General features: G+C 63.5%; 14 protein-coding genes, 1 pseudogene and 2 riboswitches (1 of these 17 cut by a window edge). Of the genes and pseudogenes, 13 read left to right on the top strand and 2 right to left on the bottom strand.

Translation table 11 applies throughout. The features are described from left to right. Window positions 1–51: 51 nt before the first annotated feature. A complete protein-coding gene (gene gcvH, locus ACHFB9_RS15420) occupies window positions 52–429 on the bottom strand; it encodes a glycine cleavage system protein GcvH (protein WP_417068303.1) in 378 nt (125 codons plus the stop codon). Between the two features lie 36 nt (window positions 430–465). Continuing rightward, entirely contained in the window at window positions 466–1,545 is a 1,080-nt protein-coding gene (gene gcvT, locus ACHFB9_RS15415; RefSeq protein WP_417068301.1) for a glycine cleavage system aminomethyltransferase GcvT, read from the bottom strand. Window positions 1,546–1,626: 81 nt separating this feature from the next. Beyond that, window positions 1,627–1,732: riboswitch (glycine riboswitch) on the bottom strand. Window positions 1,733–1,748: 16 nt separating this feature from the next. Next, window positions 1,749–1,835, bottom strand: a riboswitch (glycine riboswitch). 83 nt (window positions 1,836–1,918) lie between these two features. On the opposite strand from gcvT, the gene ACHFB9_RS15410 reads away from it, so the two are divergent. From ACHFB9_RS15410 to pnp, 13 genes and pseudogenes are all read left to right on the top strand, one after another. Next, window positions 1,919–2,755, top strand: a complete 837-nt coding sequence (locus tag ACHFB9_RS15410) for a 3',5'-nucleoside bisphosphate phosphatase (protein ID WP_417068299.1) — start codon at window positions 1,919–1,921, stop codon at window positions 2,753–2,755. Between the two features lie 64 nt (window positions 2,756–2,819). Further along, complete coding sequence (locus ACHFB9_RS15405; RefSeq protein ID WP_417068297.1) at window positions 2,820–3,446, top strand: L-threonylcarbamoyladenylate synthase; 627 nt, start codon at window positions 2,820–2,822, stop codon at window positions 3,444–3,446. A gap of 34 nt (window positions 3,447–3,480) precedes the next feature. Continuing rightward, the gene (locus ACHFB9_RS15400; protein ID WP_417068296.1) at window positions 3,481–4,137 is read left to right on the top strand and encodes a site-2 protease family protein; all 657 of its coding nucleotides are present in this window, start codon (window positions 3,481–3,483) and stop codon (window positions 4,135–4,137) included. Between the two features lie 57 nt (window positions 4,138–4,194). Beyond that, entirely contained in the window at window positions 4,195–5,004 is an 810-nt protein-coding gene (locus tag ACHFB9_RS15395; RefSeq protein WP_417071409.1) for a segregation and condensation protein A, read from the top strand. A gap of 124 nt (window positions 5,005–5,128) precedes the next feature. Continuing rightward, the gene (scpB, locus tag ACHFB9_RS15390) at window positions 5,129–5,608 is read left to right on the top strand and encodes an SMC-Scp complex subunit ScpB (RefSeq protein ID WP_417071407.1); all 480 of its coding nucleotides are present in this window, start codon (window positions 5,129–5,131) and stop codon (window positions 5,606–5,608) included. Next, a pseudogene (gene rluB / locus ACHFB9_RS15385) lies at window positions 5,586–6,419 on the top strand (23S rRNA pseudouridine(2605) synthase RluB); the annotation flags it as partial. The gene scpB and the pseudogene rluB, both read left to right, overlap by 23 nt. Before the next feature lie 786 nt (window positions 6,420–7,205). Next, a complete protein-coding gene (rimP, locus tag ACHFB9_RS15380; RefSeq protein ID WP_417068295.1) occupies window positions 7,206–7,634 on the top strand; it encodes a ribosome maturation factor RimP in 429 nt (142 codons plus the stop codon). A gap of 23 nt (window positions 7,635–7,657) precedes the next feature. After that, entirely contained in the window at window positions 7,658–9,130 is a 1,473-nt protein-coding gene (nusA, locus tag ACHFB9_RS15375) for a transcription termination factor NusA (protein WP_417068293.1), read from the top strand. A gap of 19 nt (window positions 9,131–9,149) precedes the next feature. Beyond that, window positions 9,150–12,119, top strand: a complete 2,970-nt coding sequence (gene infB, locus ACHFB9_RS15370; protein ID WP_417068292.1) for a translation initiation factor IF-2 — start codon at window positions 9,150–9,152, stop codon at window positions 12,117–12,119. Window positions 12,120–12,204: 85 nt separating this feature from the next. Continuing rightward, on the top strand, window positions 12,205–12,594 hold the full coding sequence (gene rbfA, locus ACHFB9_RS15365) for a 30S ribosome-binding factor RbfA (protein WP_417068290.1): 390 nt from the start codon (window positions 12,205–12,207) through the stop codon (window positions 12,592–12,594). Beyond that, window positions 12,594–13,529: a tRNA pseudouridine(55) synthase TruB gene (truB, locus tag ACHFB9_RS15360; protein ID WP_417068288.1), complete on the top strand. Its 936-nt coding sequence runs from the start codon at window positions 12,594–12,596 to the stop codon at window positions 13,527–13,529. The genes rbfA and truB overlap by 1 nt, the downstream gene beginning before the upstream one ends. 41 nt (window positions 13,530–13,570) lie before the next feature. Continuing rightward, on the top strand, window positions 13,571–13,840 hold the full coding sequence (gene rpsO, locus ACHFB9_RS15355) for a 30S ribosomal protein S15 (protein WP_417068286.1): 270 nt from the start codon (window positions 13,571–13,573) through the stop codon (window positions 13,838–13,840). Between the two features lie 150 nt (window positions 13,841–13,990). Beyond that, window positions 13,991–15,889 carry the 5' portion of a polyribonucleotide nucleotidyltransferase gene (gene pnp / locus ACHFB9_RS15350; protein ID WP_417068284.1) on the top strand. 216 nt of this gene lie beyond the right edge of the window, so 1,899 of the gene's 2,115 nt are visible here — the first part of the coding sequence; its start codon is at window positions 13,991–13,993; its stop codon lies off the right edge, out of view.

Genomic DNA, 15,889 nt, shown 5'->3' with positions numbered 1-15,889 from the left:
GCGCCGCGCGCCGACGGGTCGGGCGCGCGGCGCACTTGTCCTCGATGCCGCTCAGTCGGCGATCTTGTCGTAGGCGGCCGCGTCGAGCAGCTTCACGATGTCTTCGCCGTTGGCCGGCTTGAGCTTGAACAGCCAGGCCGCATAGGCGTCGGCGTTGATGCTCTCGGGCGCGTCGACGACTTCGGCGTTCGTCGCGACCACTTCGCCGGCGATCGGTGCGTAGATGTCGGAAGCGGCCTTGACCGATTCGACGACGGCGCAGCTCTCGGCTGCGGCGAGGCTGCGGCCGACTTCGGGCAGCTCGACGAAGACGACGTCGCCGAGCGCGCTCTGCGCGTGGTCGGTGATGCCGATCGTGACCGTGCCGTCAGGATCCAGGCGGGCCCACTCGTGGGATTCGGTGTAACGCAGATTGCTGGGGCTGCTCATCAGGAGGTTCTCCGGGTTTTTGTCAGAAAGGGGGAGTCAGGCAAGGGCTTTGCCGTTGCGCGCGAAAGCGAGCTTGCCGACGCGTGCGGGCAGCAGCTTGCCACGGATTTCGACTTCGACCGTGTCGCCGGGCGCGACGCCCGCGGGAATCCGCGCGAAAGCGATCGAAGCGTTGAGTGTCGGCGCGAAGGAGCCGCTGGTCGTCTCGCCCTCGCCATGCGCGGTGATGACTCTCATATGGCTGCGCAGCACGCCGCGATCGATGAGCTTCAGGCCGACCAGCTGGCGGGAGCCATCCCAGGCTTCGAGCGCGGCGCGGCCGACGAAGTCGCGGCCGTCATTGAAGCTGACGGTCCAGGCCAGACCCGATTCGAGCGGGTTTTTGCTCTCGTCCATGTCCGAGCCATAGAGGTTCATGCCCGCTTCGAGGCGAAGCGTGTCGCGGGCGCCCAGGCCCACCGGTTTGACGCCGGCCGCGGCCAGCGCCTGCCAGATTTCGACTGCGCGGCTCGCCGGGACGATCAGCTCGAAACCATCTTCACCTGTATAGCCGGTCCGGCAGATCATCAGATCCTGCCACCTCGCGGCCTGGAAGGGCTTGAGTTCTTCGCTGGCGGCCTGCGAGCCGGGCAGCGCGGCCCAGGTGCGGGCACGCGCGTTCGGACCCTGAACCGCGATCATCGCGAGGTCGCGACGGGGCGAGATCGTCACGTTGGCGCCGGTATTCGCGGCCTGAGTGCGCATCCAGGCGATGTCCTTGTCCGCGGTGCCGGCATTGACGACGATGCGGTAGTCGTCGGGGGCGAAGAAATAGGTGATCAGGTCGTCGACGACGCCGCCGTCTTCCTGGAGCATGCAGGAATACAGGGCCTTGCCCGGCACGCTGAGGCGGCCGATGTCGTTGGCGAGCAGATGGGCGAGAAAGCTCTGGGAGCCGGCGCCCGAGACATCGACCGGGAGCATGTGCGAGACGTCGAACATGCCCGCGTCGCGGCGCACCTGATGGTGCTCATCGAGCTGGGAACCGTAGTGGATGGGCATGTCCCAGCCGGCGAAGTCGACGATCTTCGCGCCGGCGGCGACATGTTGTTCGTAAAGCGGTGTCTGTTTGCCCAAGAGAGAGCTCCCGGTAAAGGTTCAGATTCAACCCGCGCATAGTGCGGGAACGAAAAAGGGCCAGCCGCGCCTCTAGCGCTGCTGGCCCCATCTGTCCTTGGTACCTGAGAGATTACATGCCGGCGGCATGCTGCCCCTTCGGTGGATGGCTTCTCGCGAAACGCATCAACTCTCCAGATTTTCCACGGCGCGCAGTGCGCGGTGGCGGTCGTCGGTCCTTTGGCCTGAGCGGTTCCGGGGTTACGCCTTCGGCGGTCTGCCTGGGGCAGACGCTCTCCCGAACGACGTCGCGGACTCTACCGTAAGCCCATCAGGGCGGCAAGCAGGCTTTACATATACGCCTTATTCGACTTTTGCCGGTTACACTGTCGTCATGCACCCGCTCAATGCCGACCTTCATTGCCATTCGACGATCTCCGACGGTCTGCTCTCGCCGTCCGAAGTGGTCGCCCGCGCCGTTGCGAACGGAGTCGAGATGCTCGCGTTGACCGACCACGATGAGCTCTCGGGGCTCGGCGAGGCGGCGGCAGCGGCCCACAATCATGGGATACGCTTCATCAACGGCGTCGAGATCTCGGTGTCCTGGGGCGATCAGACCGTCCATATCGTCGGCCTGAACCTTGCCGCTGATTCGCCCAAACTGCTCGCCGGCCTGGCCGCGGTGCGCGCCGGGCGCGATTCGCGGGCGGTCGAGATGGGCGAGGCGTTGGCGGCGGCGGGGATCGCTAACGCTCATGCCGGTGCTCTGAAGTATGTCGGCAATCCGGCGCTGGTGAGCCGCTCCCACTTCGCGCGCTATCTGGTCGAGGTCGGCGCCGCCCGCGATGTCAAGGGCGTGTTCGATCACTATCTGGTGCGCGGCAAGCCCGGCTTCGTCGAACACGAGTGGGCCTCGCTCGCCGATGCGCTTGGCTGGATCCATGCGGCCGGAGGACTTGCCGTGATCGCCCACCCTGGTCGTTACCGGCTCTCCCGCGCCGAGATGGAGAAGCTCTTCACCCGCTTTCGCGATCTGGGCGGCGAGGCGATTGAGGTGGTTTCGGGTTCGCACAGCCACGACGCGACACTCGAATATGCGCGCATCGCGCGGCGCTTCGGCTTCCTCGCTTCGCGCGCTTCGGATTTTCACGGCCCCGGCGAGAGCGTCGTCGATATCGGACGCGCCGAGCGCCTGCCCGAGGATCTGTTGCCGGTCTGGTCGCGCTTCTAGCACTGAGGCGAGACAGGCGCGTCGCCGAGTCCTAAAATCGAGCTTTTGACTCCGGACACAAGCCGTGGCCCAGTTCTTCTCGCTGTTTCCCGAAAACCCCCAGCCCAGGCTGATCCGCCAGGCGGCCGAGATCATCCGTGCCGGCGGGCTGGTCGTTTTTCCGACCGATTCGGCTTACGCATTGGCGGGGCGCACCGGCCATTCCGAACTGATCAACCGGATCCGCCATATCCGTGGTGTCGATGAACGCCACCATCTGACCCTGATGGTTCGCGACCTCTCCGAGATCGCGCACTATGCGCGCGTCGACAATGCCCAGTACCGGCTGATCAAGGCGGTCACTCCCGGCCCCTATACCTTCATCCTCGACGGCACGAAAGAGCTGCCGCGGCGGGTGCTGCACCCGAAGCGCAAGACGATAGGCGTCCGCGTGCCCTCTCACCCCGTGGTTGCCGCGCTGCTCGCCGAACTCGACGAGCCTTTGCTCAGCTCGACGCTGCTGCTGCCCGGCGAGGAGCATCCGCTGACCGATGCCGACGAGATCCGTTCCCGGCTCGAAAAGCAGGTCGATCTGGTCATCGAGGCGGGCGGCTGCGGGCCCGAGGCGACGACCGTCGTCGATCTGACCGGAGGCGCTCCCGAGCTGATCCGGGCCGGTCTGGGGGATCTCGCGCCCCTGGGCCTGGACTGAGTGCCTGTTACACTCGAATTTTTGATCCCGGCCCATGACCGCCCTCATTCTCGTCTTCCTGATCTGGGCTGTGCCCGTCCTGCTGGCGATCACGCTGCATGAAGCTGCCCACGGCTATGCGGCCAGCCGTCTCGGCGATCCGACCGCGGCGCTGGCCGGGCGAATCAGCCTCAATCCGCTGCGCCATATCGATCCGGTCGGCACCGTTCTTGTTCCGGCGCTGATCGTGCTGGCCGGCCAGCTCTCGGGCGTGCATTTCCCGCCTTTCGGTTGGGCCAAGCCGGTGCCGGTCGATTTCGCCCGGCTCAATCACCCCAAGCGCGACATGATCTGGGTCGCCGCCGCCGGCCCCGCGGCGAACCTCGCCCAGGCTTTCGGCTGGGCGCTGATGCTGACGCTGCAGACCGCGTTGGGCGGCTATGGCGGCGAGCTGTTCGCGGCGATGGCTCAGGCCGGAATCGTCGTGAACCTCGCGCTGATGTTGTTGAATCTGATCCCCGTTCCCCCGCTCGACGGCGGGCGCATCCTGGTCGGTCTTCTGCCTTGGTCTCTGGCCTGGCGGTTTGCGCAGATCGAACGTTACGGTTTCCTGATCCTGGTCGCGCTGTTGTGGGGCGGAGTTCTGGACCGCATTCTCTGGCCGCTGATCCCGCCGCTCCAGGCCTGGGTTCTGGCGCTGACCGGCAACTGAGGCATCGTGGGAAGCACCGCTGATACGCCCGCTCTGCCGGGTGCAGCCGAGGAAGCTTTGCTCGATCTGCGTCCGCACGACGAGGATCTGGCGCCGGCTCTGGCCAGAATTTACGGCGAATCGCTGTTCGAATTGCCCAAGGATCTGTACATTCCGCCCGATGCGCTGCAGGTGATCCTGGATGCGTTCGAAGGGCCGCTGGATCTGTTGCTCTATCTGATCCGCAAGGCGAACATCAACGTCCTCGACATCCCGATGGCGCCTCTGACCGCCCAGTACCTCGAATACGTCGAGGCGATGCGCCGGCACGACCTGGAGCTGGCGGCGGACTATCTGCTGATGGCCGCGGTGCTGCTGGAGATCAAATCGCGGATGTTGCTGCCGGTGCCGAAGGCCGAAGGCGGCGAAGAGGAGGATCCGCGCGCCGAGCTGGTTCGCCGTCTGCTCGAATACGAGCAGATGAAGCTCGCCGGCGCCAGGCTCGATGCTCTGCCCCGGGTCGAACGCGATTACGAGTGGGTTTCGGTCTGGGTCGCCGAGAAGGTCGTCGAACGCTTGCCGGAGTTGAACCTGCACGATCTGCAACTGGCCTGGCTGGGCCTCGTGCGGCGCGCGAAATTGAGGACGCCCCACCGGATCGGGCGCGAAGAGTTGTCGGTTCGCGAGCACATGGCGGGCATTCTGCGTCGGCTGGACGGGGGGGCTTTCCTGCCTTTTCTCGACCTGTTCGATGCCGAAGACGGAGTTCCTGTGCTGGTCGTCAGCTTTCTCGCGGTGCTCGAACTCGTCAAGGAACGTATGGTTTTAGTCAGTCAGCTTGCACCTTTGGAGCCAATTTATGTCAGACTCAGCGGGTCTGGCGGATAATGCCGAATCCGTTCGGGATCTTCCGTTTTCTGGAGCGCCCGATTCCGGCGATTCGTCGATCGATTTCGGGTTTGCCCTGAGAGTGCTGGAAGCCGCCTTGCTGGCCGCTTCCGAGCCGCTCGCGATGGCCGACCTGCGCAAGGTTTTCGATGGCAGCCTTGAGGCGGATCTGATCCGCCGCCTGCTCGATGCCTTGCGTGAACGCTGGAGTGATAGCGGCGCCGAGCTGGTGCAGCTGTCCTCGGGCTGGCGGTTTCGTACCCGTGCCGAGTATCAGCCTTACCTGGACCGGCTGCGCGAGCAGAAACCGCCGCGTTATTCGCGTGCCGTCCTGGAGACTCTGGCGATCATCGCTTATCGCCAGCCGGTCACGCGGGGTGATATTGAAGAAATACGCGGCGTGGCCGTGTCTCCAAATGTACTGAAAACGCTTGAGTCGCGGGGTTGGGTCGATGTGGTCGGCCACCGCGATACGCCGGGGCGCCCCGGCCTTTATGCAACGACGCGCCGCTTCCTCGATGAACTGGGGTTGCGAAGCCTGACCGAGCTTCCCCCGCTCGCTGAAATCGAAAAGGTAATGGATCTTGTCGACACCGCAACGTAAGCCGCGCACGCCGCGGCGCAATGATGCGCCTACCGCCCGTCGTGGCCGCGCCACCGAAACCAAGGCGGAAGCATTTGAACCGGTCCGCCTGCAGAAGGCGCTGGCCGACTCCGGCTTCGGCTCGCGCCGCGAACTCGAAGAGTGGATCATCGCCGGCCGGGTCAGCGTCAACAGCAAACCCGCCGACATCGGCCAGAAAGTCGGGCCGACCGACCGGGTCAAGGTCAATGGCCGTCTGGTCAATCTGAAGTTCACCAATCGCGCGCCTCGCGTGCTGATCTACCACAAGCCCGAGGGTGAGATCGTCAGTCGCGACGATCCCGAAGGGCGTCCCAGTGTGTTCGAGCGTCTGCCGAACCTGCGCAAGGGGCGCTGGATTGCGATCGGCCGTCTGGATTTCAATACTTCAGGCTTGCTGCTCTTCACCGACAACGGCGCTCTGGCTAATCGGCTGATGCACCCGCGCTTCGGGCTCGAGCGCGAGTACGCGGTGCGCATCCTCGGCGAACTGTCCGAGGAGCAGCAAAAGCAGCTCCAGCAAGGCATCATGCTCGAGGACGGTGAGGCGCGCTTCGATACGCTCGTCGATGGTGGCGGCGAAGGCTCCAATCACTGGTACCGGGTGACGCTGTCCGAAGGCCGTAACCGCGAAGTGCGGCGGATGTTCGAGGCGATCGGGCTGACGGTCAGCCGGCTGATGCGGGTTCGCTACGGCGTCGTGAATCTGCCGCGTCAGCTCAAACGTGGTGCCTGGGCCGAGATGGCCGATGCGGATGTGCTCGCGCTGAGCGAATCGATTCCCGAGGATGTCGTCGAGGAAGCGGATGAGTCGCTCGGCAATATGCTGACCGAGGAAGACGAGATCGACCCCGAGGCCGAGGATGCCGAAGCTTGGGCCAAGGCACAGACCATCGTTGCGCCGGTCTATCGCTCTTCCGCTGTGTTTCTGACTCAGCCGGCTCCGGGCGGGCGGTCGGGGCGTGGCGCTTCGGCGCCTCGCGGCAAGCGGCCGTTCGGGCGCGGCGAAGGGAATGCCGCCTCGCGTGGCAGCGGGGGTGGAGTCAAAGCCGGACCTCGTTCGGGCGGCAAGCCCGGGCAGGGCAGGGCTGGCCGACCGGGCCAGGATCGGGCTGCTCAAGCCAGGGCGGGGCAGGACCGGGCGGGGCAGGACCGGGCGGGGCAGGACCGGGCGGGGCAGGACCGGGCTGGGCAGGATAGGTCCGCTCAGGGAAAGCCCAGGAAGCCAAGGCCTGCAGGCCCTCGGCCTCAGGGGGCGCAGGGAGCGCCGCGCCCCGAGCGCAAGGGCGGACGACAAGGCCAGGGCCGACGCCCGGAGTCCGCGGCGCCCGGAGCCGAGGCATCCAGTCAGCCCGAAGGGGCTGCTGACAAGAAGGCTCAGGCCAGTCGCCGCCGCCGGCCGCGCAAGCCGCAAGCCCCGGAATGATCGCGGGTGTGCGGGGTGACTAACCCCGCACACCGCATTTACGGCGACCGGTGTCTCTGGTATAGTTTTACCGTTTATCCGGTTTGGCACCCGGTTTGAGTTTTCAACACGACTGTGGAGATGGGCGTTGCGCCCATTTTTTGTTTCTAGCGCATGGATTTAATCAAACTGATTGAGCAGACGGCCGAGGGTCTCGGCTACGAGGTCGTGGACATCGAATTGTCCACGCGGGGGCGGCTGCTCCGCGTCTTCATCGACAAAGAAGGCGGAATCGACGTGGAGGATTGCTCCACGGTCAGCAATCAGCTCACGCGCGTCTTCATGGTCGAGAACATCGACTACGACCGCCTTGAGGTGTCTTCTCCCGGTCTGGATCGGCCTCTGACGAAACTGGCTCACTACGAGCGCTTCGTCGGAGAGGAAGTCCAGCTGCGGGTTCGCGTTCCAGTGAGCAATCAGCGCAACTTCAAAGGTGTGCTGAAGGGCGTCGAAGGTGACGTCGTCGTGCTGCAGGTGGGTGTGGGCGAATCGAGATTCGCCTTCGAAGATATCGACAAGGCCCGTTTGGTGCCCAAGTTCTAAGGCTTCGGTAAAGGGTTTATGCAATGAGCCGTGATGTTTTGGTGCTTGTCGATGCGCTGGCGCGCGAAAAGAACGTGTCCCGGGAAATCGTCTTCCAGGCGCTCGAGTCCGCGCTGGCTTCGGCAACAAAGAAGCGTATACATGACGACTCTGACGTCAGGGTCACGATCGACCGTGAAAGCGGTGACCATGAGGCGTTTCGTCGCTGGGTGGTTCTGCTGGATGCCGAGGTGACCAACGATGAGGCCGAGATCGGCCTGATCGATGCCCGCGAGCAGTTCCCGGATATCCAGGTCGGCGAGTACGTCGAAGAGCCGCTCGAGCCGATCGATTTCGGACGTATTGGCGCCCAGGCGGCCAAGCAGGTGATCCTGCAGAAGATCCGTGACGCCGAGCGCGAACAGATTTTGAATGACTTCCTTGAGCGCAAGGAATTCCTGGTCACCGGCAACATCAAGCGGATCGAGCGCGGTAACGCGATCGTCGAGGTGGGCAGGATGGAAGCCGTGCTGCCCAAGGACCAGATGGTTCCGAAGGAAAACCTGCGCGTTGGCGACCGTGTCCGGGCTTATCTGCTGCGCATCGATCGTGGTGCGCGCGGTCCTCAGCTGGTGCTGTCGCGCACGGCTCCGGAATTCGTGACCCGGCTGTTCGAACTCGAAGTCCCCGAAGTCGAGGACGGAATGCTCGAGATCAAGGCCTGCTCACGCGATCCCGGCATGCGTTCGAAGATCGCGGTCAAGAGCAATGATCCGCGCATCGATCCGATCGGCACCTGCGTCGGTCTGCGTGGCTCCCGCGTCACCGCGGTGCGCAATGAGTTGGGCGGCGAGAACATCGATATCGTGCTGTGGTCGGCTGACCCAGCCGAGTTCGTGATCAAGGCGCTGGCTCCGGCCGATGTCTCCTCGATCGTCGTCGATGAGGAAGCGCATGCGATGGACGTCGTTGTCGACGAGAGCAATCTCGCGATGGCGATCGGACGTGGCGGTCAGAACGTGAAACTGGCTTCGGAGCTGACGGGTTGGCAGATCAACCTGATGACTCTGGAGCAAAGCGCCGAACGCGCCGAGAATGAAGTCGGTCGCACTCGTGCGTTGTTTACGTCCAGGCTGGATGTGGACGAAGAAGTTGCAAATATCCTGATCGAGGAAGGTTTTTCCTCGCTGGAAGAGATTGCCTATGTTCCTCTCGCCGAAATGCTCGAAATCGAAGCTTTCGACGAGGAAACAGTCAACGAGCTGCGCACTCGTGCGCGCAACGTGCTGCTGACCGAGGCAATCGTCAGTGAAGAGGCTCTCGAACATACAGCAGCAGATCTGCTGGATCTCGAGGGCATGGATAAAACGCTGGCCGCCAAGTTGGCGAACGCCGGTGTAAAAACCCGTGACGACCTTGCCGACCTCGCGGTCGACGAACTGGTCGAAATGGCAGAGATCGACGAAGTTCGTGCCAAGGATTTGATTACCAAAGCTCGCGCGCACTGGTTCGAGTAAGACGGGAGGTTGTGTCGGTATGGCAGAAATGAGCGTGGCGAACTTCGCCACCGAACTGAGGATGCCTGCATCCGTCCTGCTTGAGCAATTGCAAAAAGCAGGCGTGAGCAAGTCGCAAGAGAGCGACCTATTGAGCGAGACGGACAAGAATCGTCTGCTCGAATACCTGCGCCGTGCGCATGGTGATGCGGGGCCAAAGGCCAAGATCACACTGACACGCAAACAGACCTCTGAAATCAAGCTGAAGCCCAATGATGCGACCGGCAAAGCGAGAACGGTTCAGGTCGAGGTGCGCAAAAAGCGGGTCTTCGTGAAGCGGGATCCTTCCGAGCTGGTCTCCGAGGCCTCTCAGGAGGCGCTCGCTCGCGAAGCGGCCGCTGAGGCGGAAGTGCAAGGCTTCGAGCTTGAGGCGGCCGAGGCCGTTGAAGCCGTCGTCGAGACTCCGGTCGAAGCGGTTCTGGCTGCTCCCGAGCCCGTCGTCGAAATCGCGCCGGAACCCGAGCCTGTCGTCGAAGCCAAGCCCGAGCCTGTCGTCGAAGCCAAACCCGTGCCTGTCATTGAAGCCAAGTCCGAGCCTGTCGTCGAGGTCAAGCCCGAGCCCGTCGCTGAAGCGAAGCCCGAACCGGTCGTTGAAGCGAAGCCCGAGCACCGTGCTGAAGCGAAGCACGAAGCAAAGTCCAAGGCGAAGCACGAAGCGAAGCATGAGACGAAATCCGCACCCAAGGCCGAGGCGAAGTCTGAAGGCGAAGATTCGGCCGCTCCGCGCACGATCCTCGACCTGCTGAGTGCGGAAGAGCTGGCTGCTCGCGAACGCGATGCCAATCGTGCCGCGACTCTGGCCCGCATCCAGGCTGAAGAGCTGCGCCTGAAGCAGGCGCGCGAAGCGCGTCGCAAGGCGGCAGAAGAGGACGCACGCTTGCGTGCCGCCGAGAAGCTGCGCCTGGAAGCCGAAGCCGCTGCGCGTCCGGCTGCAGCACCCGCTGCGCCGGCCAAGAGCGGGACTCTGCATAAGCCGCAGAAGAACGAAGCGAAGGAAGACAAGAAGCCCGGAGTCAAGCGCGGTGAGCGCGCGACGGGGACTGACGATGCGAACAAGCGTCGCCAGATCAAGACCCGTGGCGACACCGGCGGCGGTGCCAACAACTGGCGCGGTGGTCCGCGCGGCGGTTCGCGTCACGGCGGTCGCCAGGCGACCGACTCCCAGCAGTCCTTCCAGGCTCCGACCGAACCGATCGTTCGCGAAGTGCATGTGCCAGAAACGATCTCGGTCGCCGATCTCGCCCACAAGATGGCGGTCAAGGCGACTGAAGTGATCAAGCAGCTGATGAAGCTCGGTCAGATGGTCACGATCAACCAGGTTCTCGATCAAGAGACCGCGATGATCCTGGTCGAAGAGATGGGGCACAAGGCGCTGGCCGCCAAGCTCGACGATCCGGAAGCGCTGCTCGACTTCGCTGAAGAGCAGAAGGATGCAGAACAGCTTCCGCGCGCGCCGGTCGTGACCGTGATGGGTCACGTCGACCACGGTAAGACCTCGCTGCTCGACCGTATCCGACGTTCGAAAGTGGCGGTCGGTGAAGCCGGCGGGATCACGCAGCACATCGGCGCCTATCACGTCGAAACGAACCGCGGCGTCATCACTTTCCTTGACACCCCGGGGCACGAAGCCTTTACCGCAATGCGCGCCCGTGGCGCTAAGTCCACCGACTTGGTGATCCTGGTCGTCGCTGCCGATGACGGCGTGATGCCCCAGACCAAGGAAGCGATCAACCACGCGAAAGCCGCAGGCGTACCGATCATCGTCGCGATCAACAAGATCGACAAACAGGATGCCAACCTCGACCGCGTCAAGCAGGAGCTGGTCGCTGAAGGTGTCGTGCCGGAAGAGTACGGCGGTGATGCGCCCTTCATCCCGGTTTCGGCCAAGGCTGGTATCGGTATCGACGATCTGCTCGAAAACGTGCTGCTCCAGGCCGAAATCCTCGAGTTGAAGGCTCCGGTCGATGCGCCGGCCAAGGGCGTGATCGTTGAAGCGCGTCTGGACAAGGGCCGCGGCCCGGTCGCGACGATGCTGATCCAGTCCGGAACGCTGCATCGCGGCGACACGGTGCTGGCCGGTGCGTCCTTCGGCAAGATCCGCGCGCTGCTCGACGAGAACGGCAAGCCGATCAACGAAGCCGGTCCTTCGATTCCGGTCGAAATCCTCGGTCTCTCCGATGTTCCGGCTGCCGGCGACGAGGCGATGGTTCTGGTTGACGAGCGCAAGGCGCGTGAAATCGCGCTCTTCCGTCAGGGCAAGTTCCGCGACGTCAAGCTTGCGAAGCAGCAGGCCGCGAAGCTCGAGAACATCTTCGAACAGATGGGCGAAGGCGAAGTCAAGACTCTGCCGCTGGTCATCAAGGCTGACGTTCAGGGTTCCCAGGAAGCTCTGGTGCACGCTCTGACCAAGCTATCTACCGACGAAGTTCGCGTTCAGGTGATCCACGCCGCGGTCGGCGCGATCAGCGAAAGCGACGTCAACCTCGCCTTTGCGTCGAAAGCGGTCATCATCGGCTTCAATACCCGTGCCGATGCGAATGCCCGCAAGGCGGCCGAGACCTTCGAAGTCGATCTGCGCTACTACAACGTCATCTATGACGCAGTTGATGAGGTCAAGCAGGCTCTGTCAGGCATGCTGGCTCCGGAGAAGCGCGAACATGTGACCGGTTCCGTCGAGATTCGCCAGGTCTTCACGATCTCGAAGGTCGGCGCGGTCGCGGGCTGTTACGTGCTCGAGGGCGTCGTGCGTCGCAATTCGCTGGTTCGCGTGCTGCGCAACCATGTCGTGATCCATCAGGGCGAACTCGAGTCGCTCAAGCGCTTCAAGGATGACGTCAAGGAAGTCAAATCCAACTTCGAATGTGGTCTGCAGATCCACAACTTCAACGACATCCAGGAAGGCGATATTCTGGAAGTCTATGAAATCCAGGAAATCGCGCGCAGCCTTTAAAACTCTGCCTTTCGCGCAGTGATCGACGGGCCCCGCGTAGGGGCCCGTCGCGTATTTGGCCCCCGACTGGGAGCAGGAGACAATCATGGCCAAGCACTTTGCCCGTGGCGACCGCGTCGCCGAACAGATCCGCCGGGAGCTCGCCGAGCTGATCCGCCTGGAAGTCAAGGATCCCCGGGTCGGCTTTGTGACGCTGACCGCGGTCGAGGTCACCCCCGATTACGCGCATGCGAAGATCTATTTCACGACACTGGAAGGCGATGCCGCGATCCCCGAGCTGGCCGAGGGGCTCAAGCGCGCCAGCGGATTTCTGCGTCGCGAGTTGGGGCGCCGGGTTCGTATCCACACGACCCCCGAGCTGCACTGGGTTTATGACCGTTCGATCGAGAACGGCGCCGAGATTTCTGCGCTGATCGACAAGGCCGTGAAGTCCGATCAGGAATTCTCTGCCGATGAAGATGGAAAAGACGCCTGATGGCCAAGCAGTCCTGGCTGACCATTGACGGAGTCGTACTCCTCGATAAGCCCGTGGGCCTCTCGTCGAACACGGCGCTGCAGAAAGTCCGGCGCGCCTACCGGGCGGCCAAGGGGGGGCATACCGGCACTCTGGATCCTCTGGCCTCCGGGCTGCTGCCGCTGTGCCTCGGAGAGGCGACGAAGTTCAGCCAGATGCTCCTCGATGCCGACAAGGCCTATGTTGCCCATGTTCGCCTCGGTGAGACGACGACAACCGGGGATGCCGAAGGCGAGATCCTCGTCCGCAGCGAGCTGCGGCCGACCGAAGCGAATATCGATGCGGTGCTGCCGCGCTTCCTCGGCGAGATCGAGCAGATTCCGCCGATGTACTCGGCCTTGAAGCGCGATGGCAAGCCGCTCTACGAATATGCGCGGGCCGGAGTCGAACTCGTGCGGGCTCCGCGTCAGGTGAGGATCCTGTCGCTCGTGCGCGGCGCACTCGACGGTCAGGAGTTCGATCTCGCGGTCGCGTGCAGCAAGGGAACCTATATCCGCACGCTCGCCGAGGATATCGGGGCGGCCCTGGGCTGCGGCGCGCACATCACGGCGCTGCGCCGGACCCGGATCGGCCCCTTCCTGATCGAGGGCGCGGTCGGGCTGGAAGCGCTGGAGAGTGATTCTGCGCTGCGTGAAGCCGCGCTGAAGCCCGTGGATCTGCTGGCCGGGCATTTGCCGGTCGTCGAGCTCGACGAAGATCAGTGTCGCCGGTTTGCGCACGGGCAGTCTGTGACTCTGCCGGCGTTCGAACCCGGTGAAGCGAGGATTTATCGGCGCGAACGCTTTCTGGGGCTGGGGCGCTGCGAGGCAAACGGGACGCTGGTTCCGGTCCGTCTGGTCGCCGAGCGCGCTTCATCTGCGCAGATGCTTGATGTTCAAGAAAATTCGCCGCTATAATGCGCGACTCAATCGAGAAAATTGAAACTGGAATAAAGAAGATGGCAATCGCTACCGCTCAGAAGGCGCAAATCGTCGCCGACTATCAGCGCGCCCAAGGTGACACCGGATCTCCGGAAGTCCAGGTCGCTCTGCTTACCGCTCGTATCAACGACCTGACGGGCCACTTCAAGGCTCACGTCAAGGACCACCACTCCCGCCGCGGCCTGCTCAAGATGGTCAGCCAACGCCGCAAGCTGCTCGACTACCTGAAGGGTCGTGACGCCGACCGTTACCGCGCCCTGATCGAACGCCTCGGTCTGCGCAAGTAATAGGCTCACCCCTTCGTGTGCGTTGCTGCGCATGCAGTGCGCGCATCGCAATGCCGGCGCAGGCCCTGATGGGCTTGGCCGGCATTGTTCCATCTACGCCCGCTTGCCTGCCTCGCTGAGGTGGCAGTCGGCAATCTGAAAGGATTTCCCTTGCCTACTCCGACCAAGAAAAGCTTCGCCTTTGGCGCGAACACGGTCACTCTGGAAACCGGCGAGATCGCCCGTCAGGCGCATGGCGCCGTGAAGGTCTCGATGGACGACACCGTGGTTCTGGCCACCGTCGTCGCTGCCCGGGATCCGAAGCCCGGTCAGGACTTCTTCCCGCTGACCGTCGATTACGTCGAGAAGTTCTACGCAGCCGGCCGGATTCCCGGTGGCTTCTTCAAGCGCGAAGGCCGCGCGACCGAAAAGGAAACGCTGACCTCGCGTCTGATCGATCGTCCGATCCGCCCGCTTTTCCCCGAAGGGTTCTATAACGAGATCCAGGTCGTCGTGACCGTGATGTCGCTCGATCCCGAGATCGATGCGGACATTCCGGCGATGATCGGCGCTTCCGCCGCTCTGGCTCTGTCCGGCGTGCCGTTCAACGGCCCGATCGGTGCCTGCCGCGTCGGCTATGCGGACGGCCAGTATCTGCTGAACCCGACCGCGACCCAGCTCAAGACCAGCGAACTGAACCTCGTCGTCGCCGGTACTGAAGTCGGCGTGATGATGGTCGAATCGGAAGCGAATGTTCTGTCCGAGGAAGTGATGCTCGGCGCCGTCGTCTACGGCCACCAGCAGATGCAGACCGCGATCCAGGCGATCAACGAACTGGCGGATGAAGCCGGCAAGCCCGAATGGGACTGGAAGGCGCCTGAACCCAACGAAGCGCTGATCGCCAAGGTCAAGGAAATCGCGGGTGCCCAGATCGAGGAAGCTTTCCAGATCACCGCGAAGCTGCAGCGCAACGACCGTCTGTCCGCGATCCGCAAGGAACTGGTTGCGGCTCTGGTGACCGGCGAGCAAGGCGCCCCGACCGAAACCGAGATCAAGGACATCTTCTTTGGTCTCGAATCTGCGGTCGTCCGCAACCGCATCCTGAGCGGCCAGCCCCGTATCGACGGTCGCGATACGCGCACCGTTCGCCCGATCAGCATCCGCACCGGCGTGTTGCCCCGCACCCACGGTTCCGCGCTCTTCACCCGCGGCGAAACCCAGGCCCTGGTCATCGCAACCCTGGGTACCGGGCGCGACGAACAGGTCATCGACGCGATCGCTGGCGAGTACAAGGAGCGCTTCATGCTCCACTACAACATGCCTCCGTATGCGACCGGTGAAACCGGCCGCATGGGCGCTCCGAAGCGCCGCGAAGTCGGTCATGGCCGTCTCGCCAAGCGTGCTCTGCTCGCCGCTCTGCCGGCCTACAGCGATTTCGGCTACACGGTCCGCCTCGTCTCCGAGATCACCGAATCGAACGGTTCGAGCTCGATGGCGTCGGTCTGCGGTGGTTCGCTGGCTCTGATGGATGCGGGCGTTCCGCTCAAGGCACCGGTCGCGGGTATCGCGATGGGCCTGATCAAAGAAGGCAACCGCTTCGCGGTGCTGACCGACATCCTCGGCGACGAAGACCACCTCGGCGACATGGACTTCAAGGTCGCAGGTACCGAAGAGGGCGTTACCGCGCTGCAGATGGACCTGAAGATCGACTCGATCAGCCCGGCGATCATGCAGAAGGCTCTGGATCAGGCTCGTGAAGGCCGGATGCACATCCTCGGCCTGATGAAGGCCTCGGTCGAGGGGCACCGCACCGAGCTGTCCGAGTTCGCTCCGCGCATGATCCAGATGAAGATCAACCCGGAGAAGATCCGCGACGTGATCGGCAAGGGCGGCGCGGTGATTCGTGCGCTGACCGAAGAGACCGGCACCGTGATCGACATCCAGGATGACGGCACGGTCACGATCGCCTCGACCGACAGCTCGAAGGCTGATCTGGCGAAGAAGCGCATCGAAGAGATCGCTGCGGAAGTCGAAGTCGGCAAGATCTACGAAGGTCCGGTCGTCAAGATT

It is taken from the genome of Niveibacterium terrae, from assembly GCF_048213115.1.
GTDB lineage: Bacteria > Pseudomonadota > Gammaproteobacteria > Burkholderiales > Rhodocyclaceae > Niveibacterium > Niveibacterium terrae.
This window is presented reverse-complemented; position numbering and strand designations above follow the sequence as displayed.

What these genes read in the sequence shown, in the direction of transcription:
- rimP (WP_417068295.1), top strand. Translation starts at nt 7,206, where the DNA reads ATGGATTTAATCAAACTGATTGAGCAGACGGCCGAGGGTCTCGGCTAC.
- infB (WP_417068292.1), top strand. Translation starts at nt 9,150, where the DNA reads ATGGCAGAAATGAGCGTGGCGAACTTCGCCACCGAACTGAGGATGCCT.
- rbfA (WP_417068290.1), top strand. Translation starts at nt 12,205, where the DNA reads ATGGCCAAGCACTTTGCCCGTGGCGACCGCGTCGCCGAACAGATCCGC.
- nusA (WP_417068293.1), top strand. Translation starts at nt 7,658, where the DNA reads ATGAGCCGTGATGTTTTGGTGCTTGTCGATGCGCTGGCGCGCGAAAAG.
- gcvH (WP_417068303.1), bottom strand. Translation starts at nt 429, where the DNA reads ATGAGCAGCCCCAGCAATCTGCGTTACACCGAATCCCACGAGTGGGCC.
- truB (WP_417068288.1), top strand. Translation starts at nt 12,594, where the DNA reads ATGGCCAAGCAGTCCTGGCTGACCATTGACGGAGTCGTACTCCTCGAT.
- scpB (WP_417071407.1), top strand. Translation starts at nt 5,129, where the DNA reads ATGGCCGACCTGCGCAAGGTTTTCGATGGCAGCCTTGAGGCGGATCTG.
- rpsO (WP_417068286.1), top strand. Translation starts at nt 13,571, where the DNA reads ATGGCAATCGCTACCGCTCAGAAGGCGCAAATCGTCGCCGACTATCAG.
- ACHFB9_RS15400 (WP_417068296.1), top strand. Translation starts at nt 3,481, where the DNA reads ATGACCGCCCTCATTCTCGTCTTCCTGATCTGGGCTGTGCCCGTCCTG.
- ACHFB9_RS15410 (WP_417068299.1), top strand. Translation starts at nt 1,919, where the DNA reads ATGCACCCGCTCAATGCCGACCTTCATTGCCATTCGACGATCTCCGAC.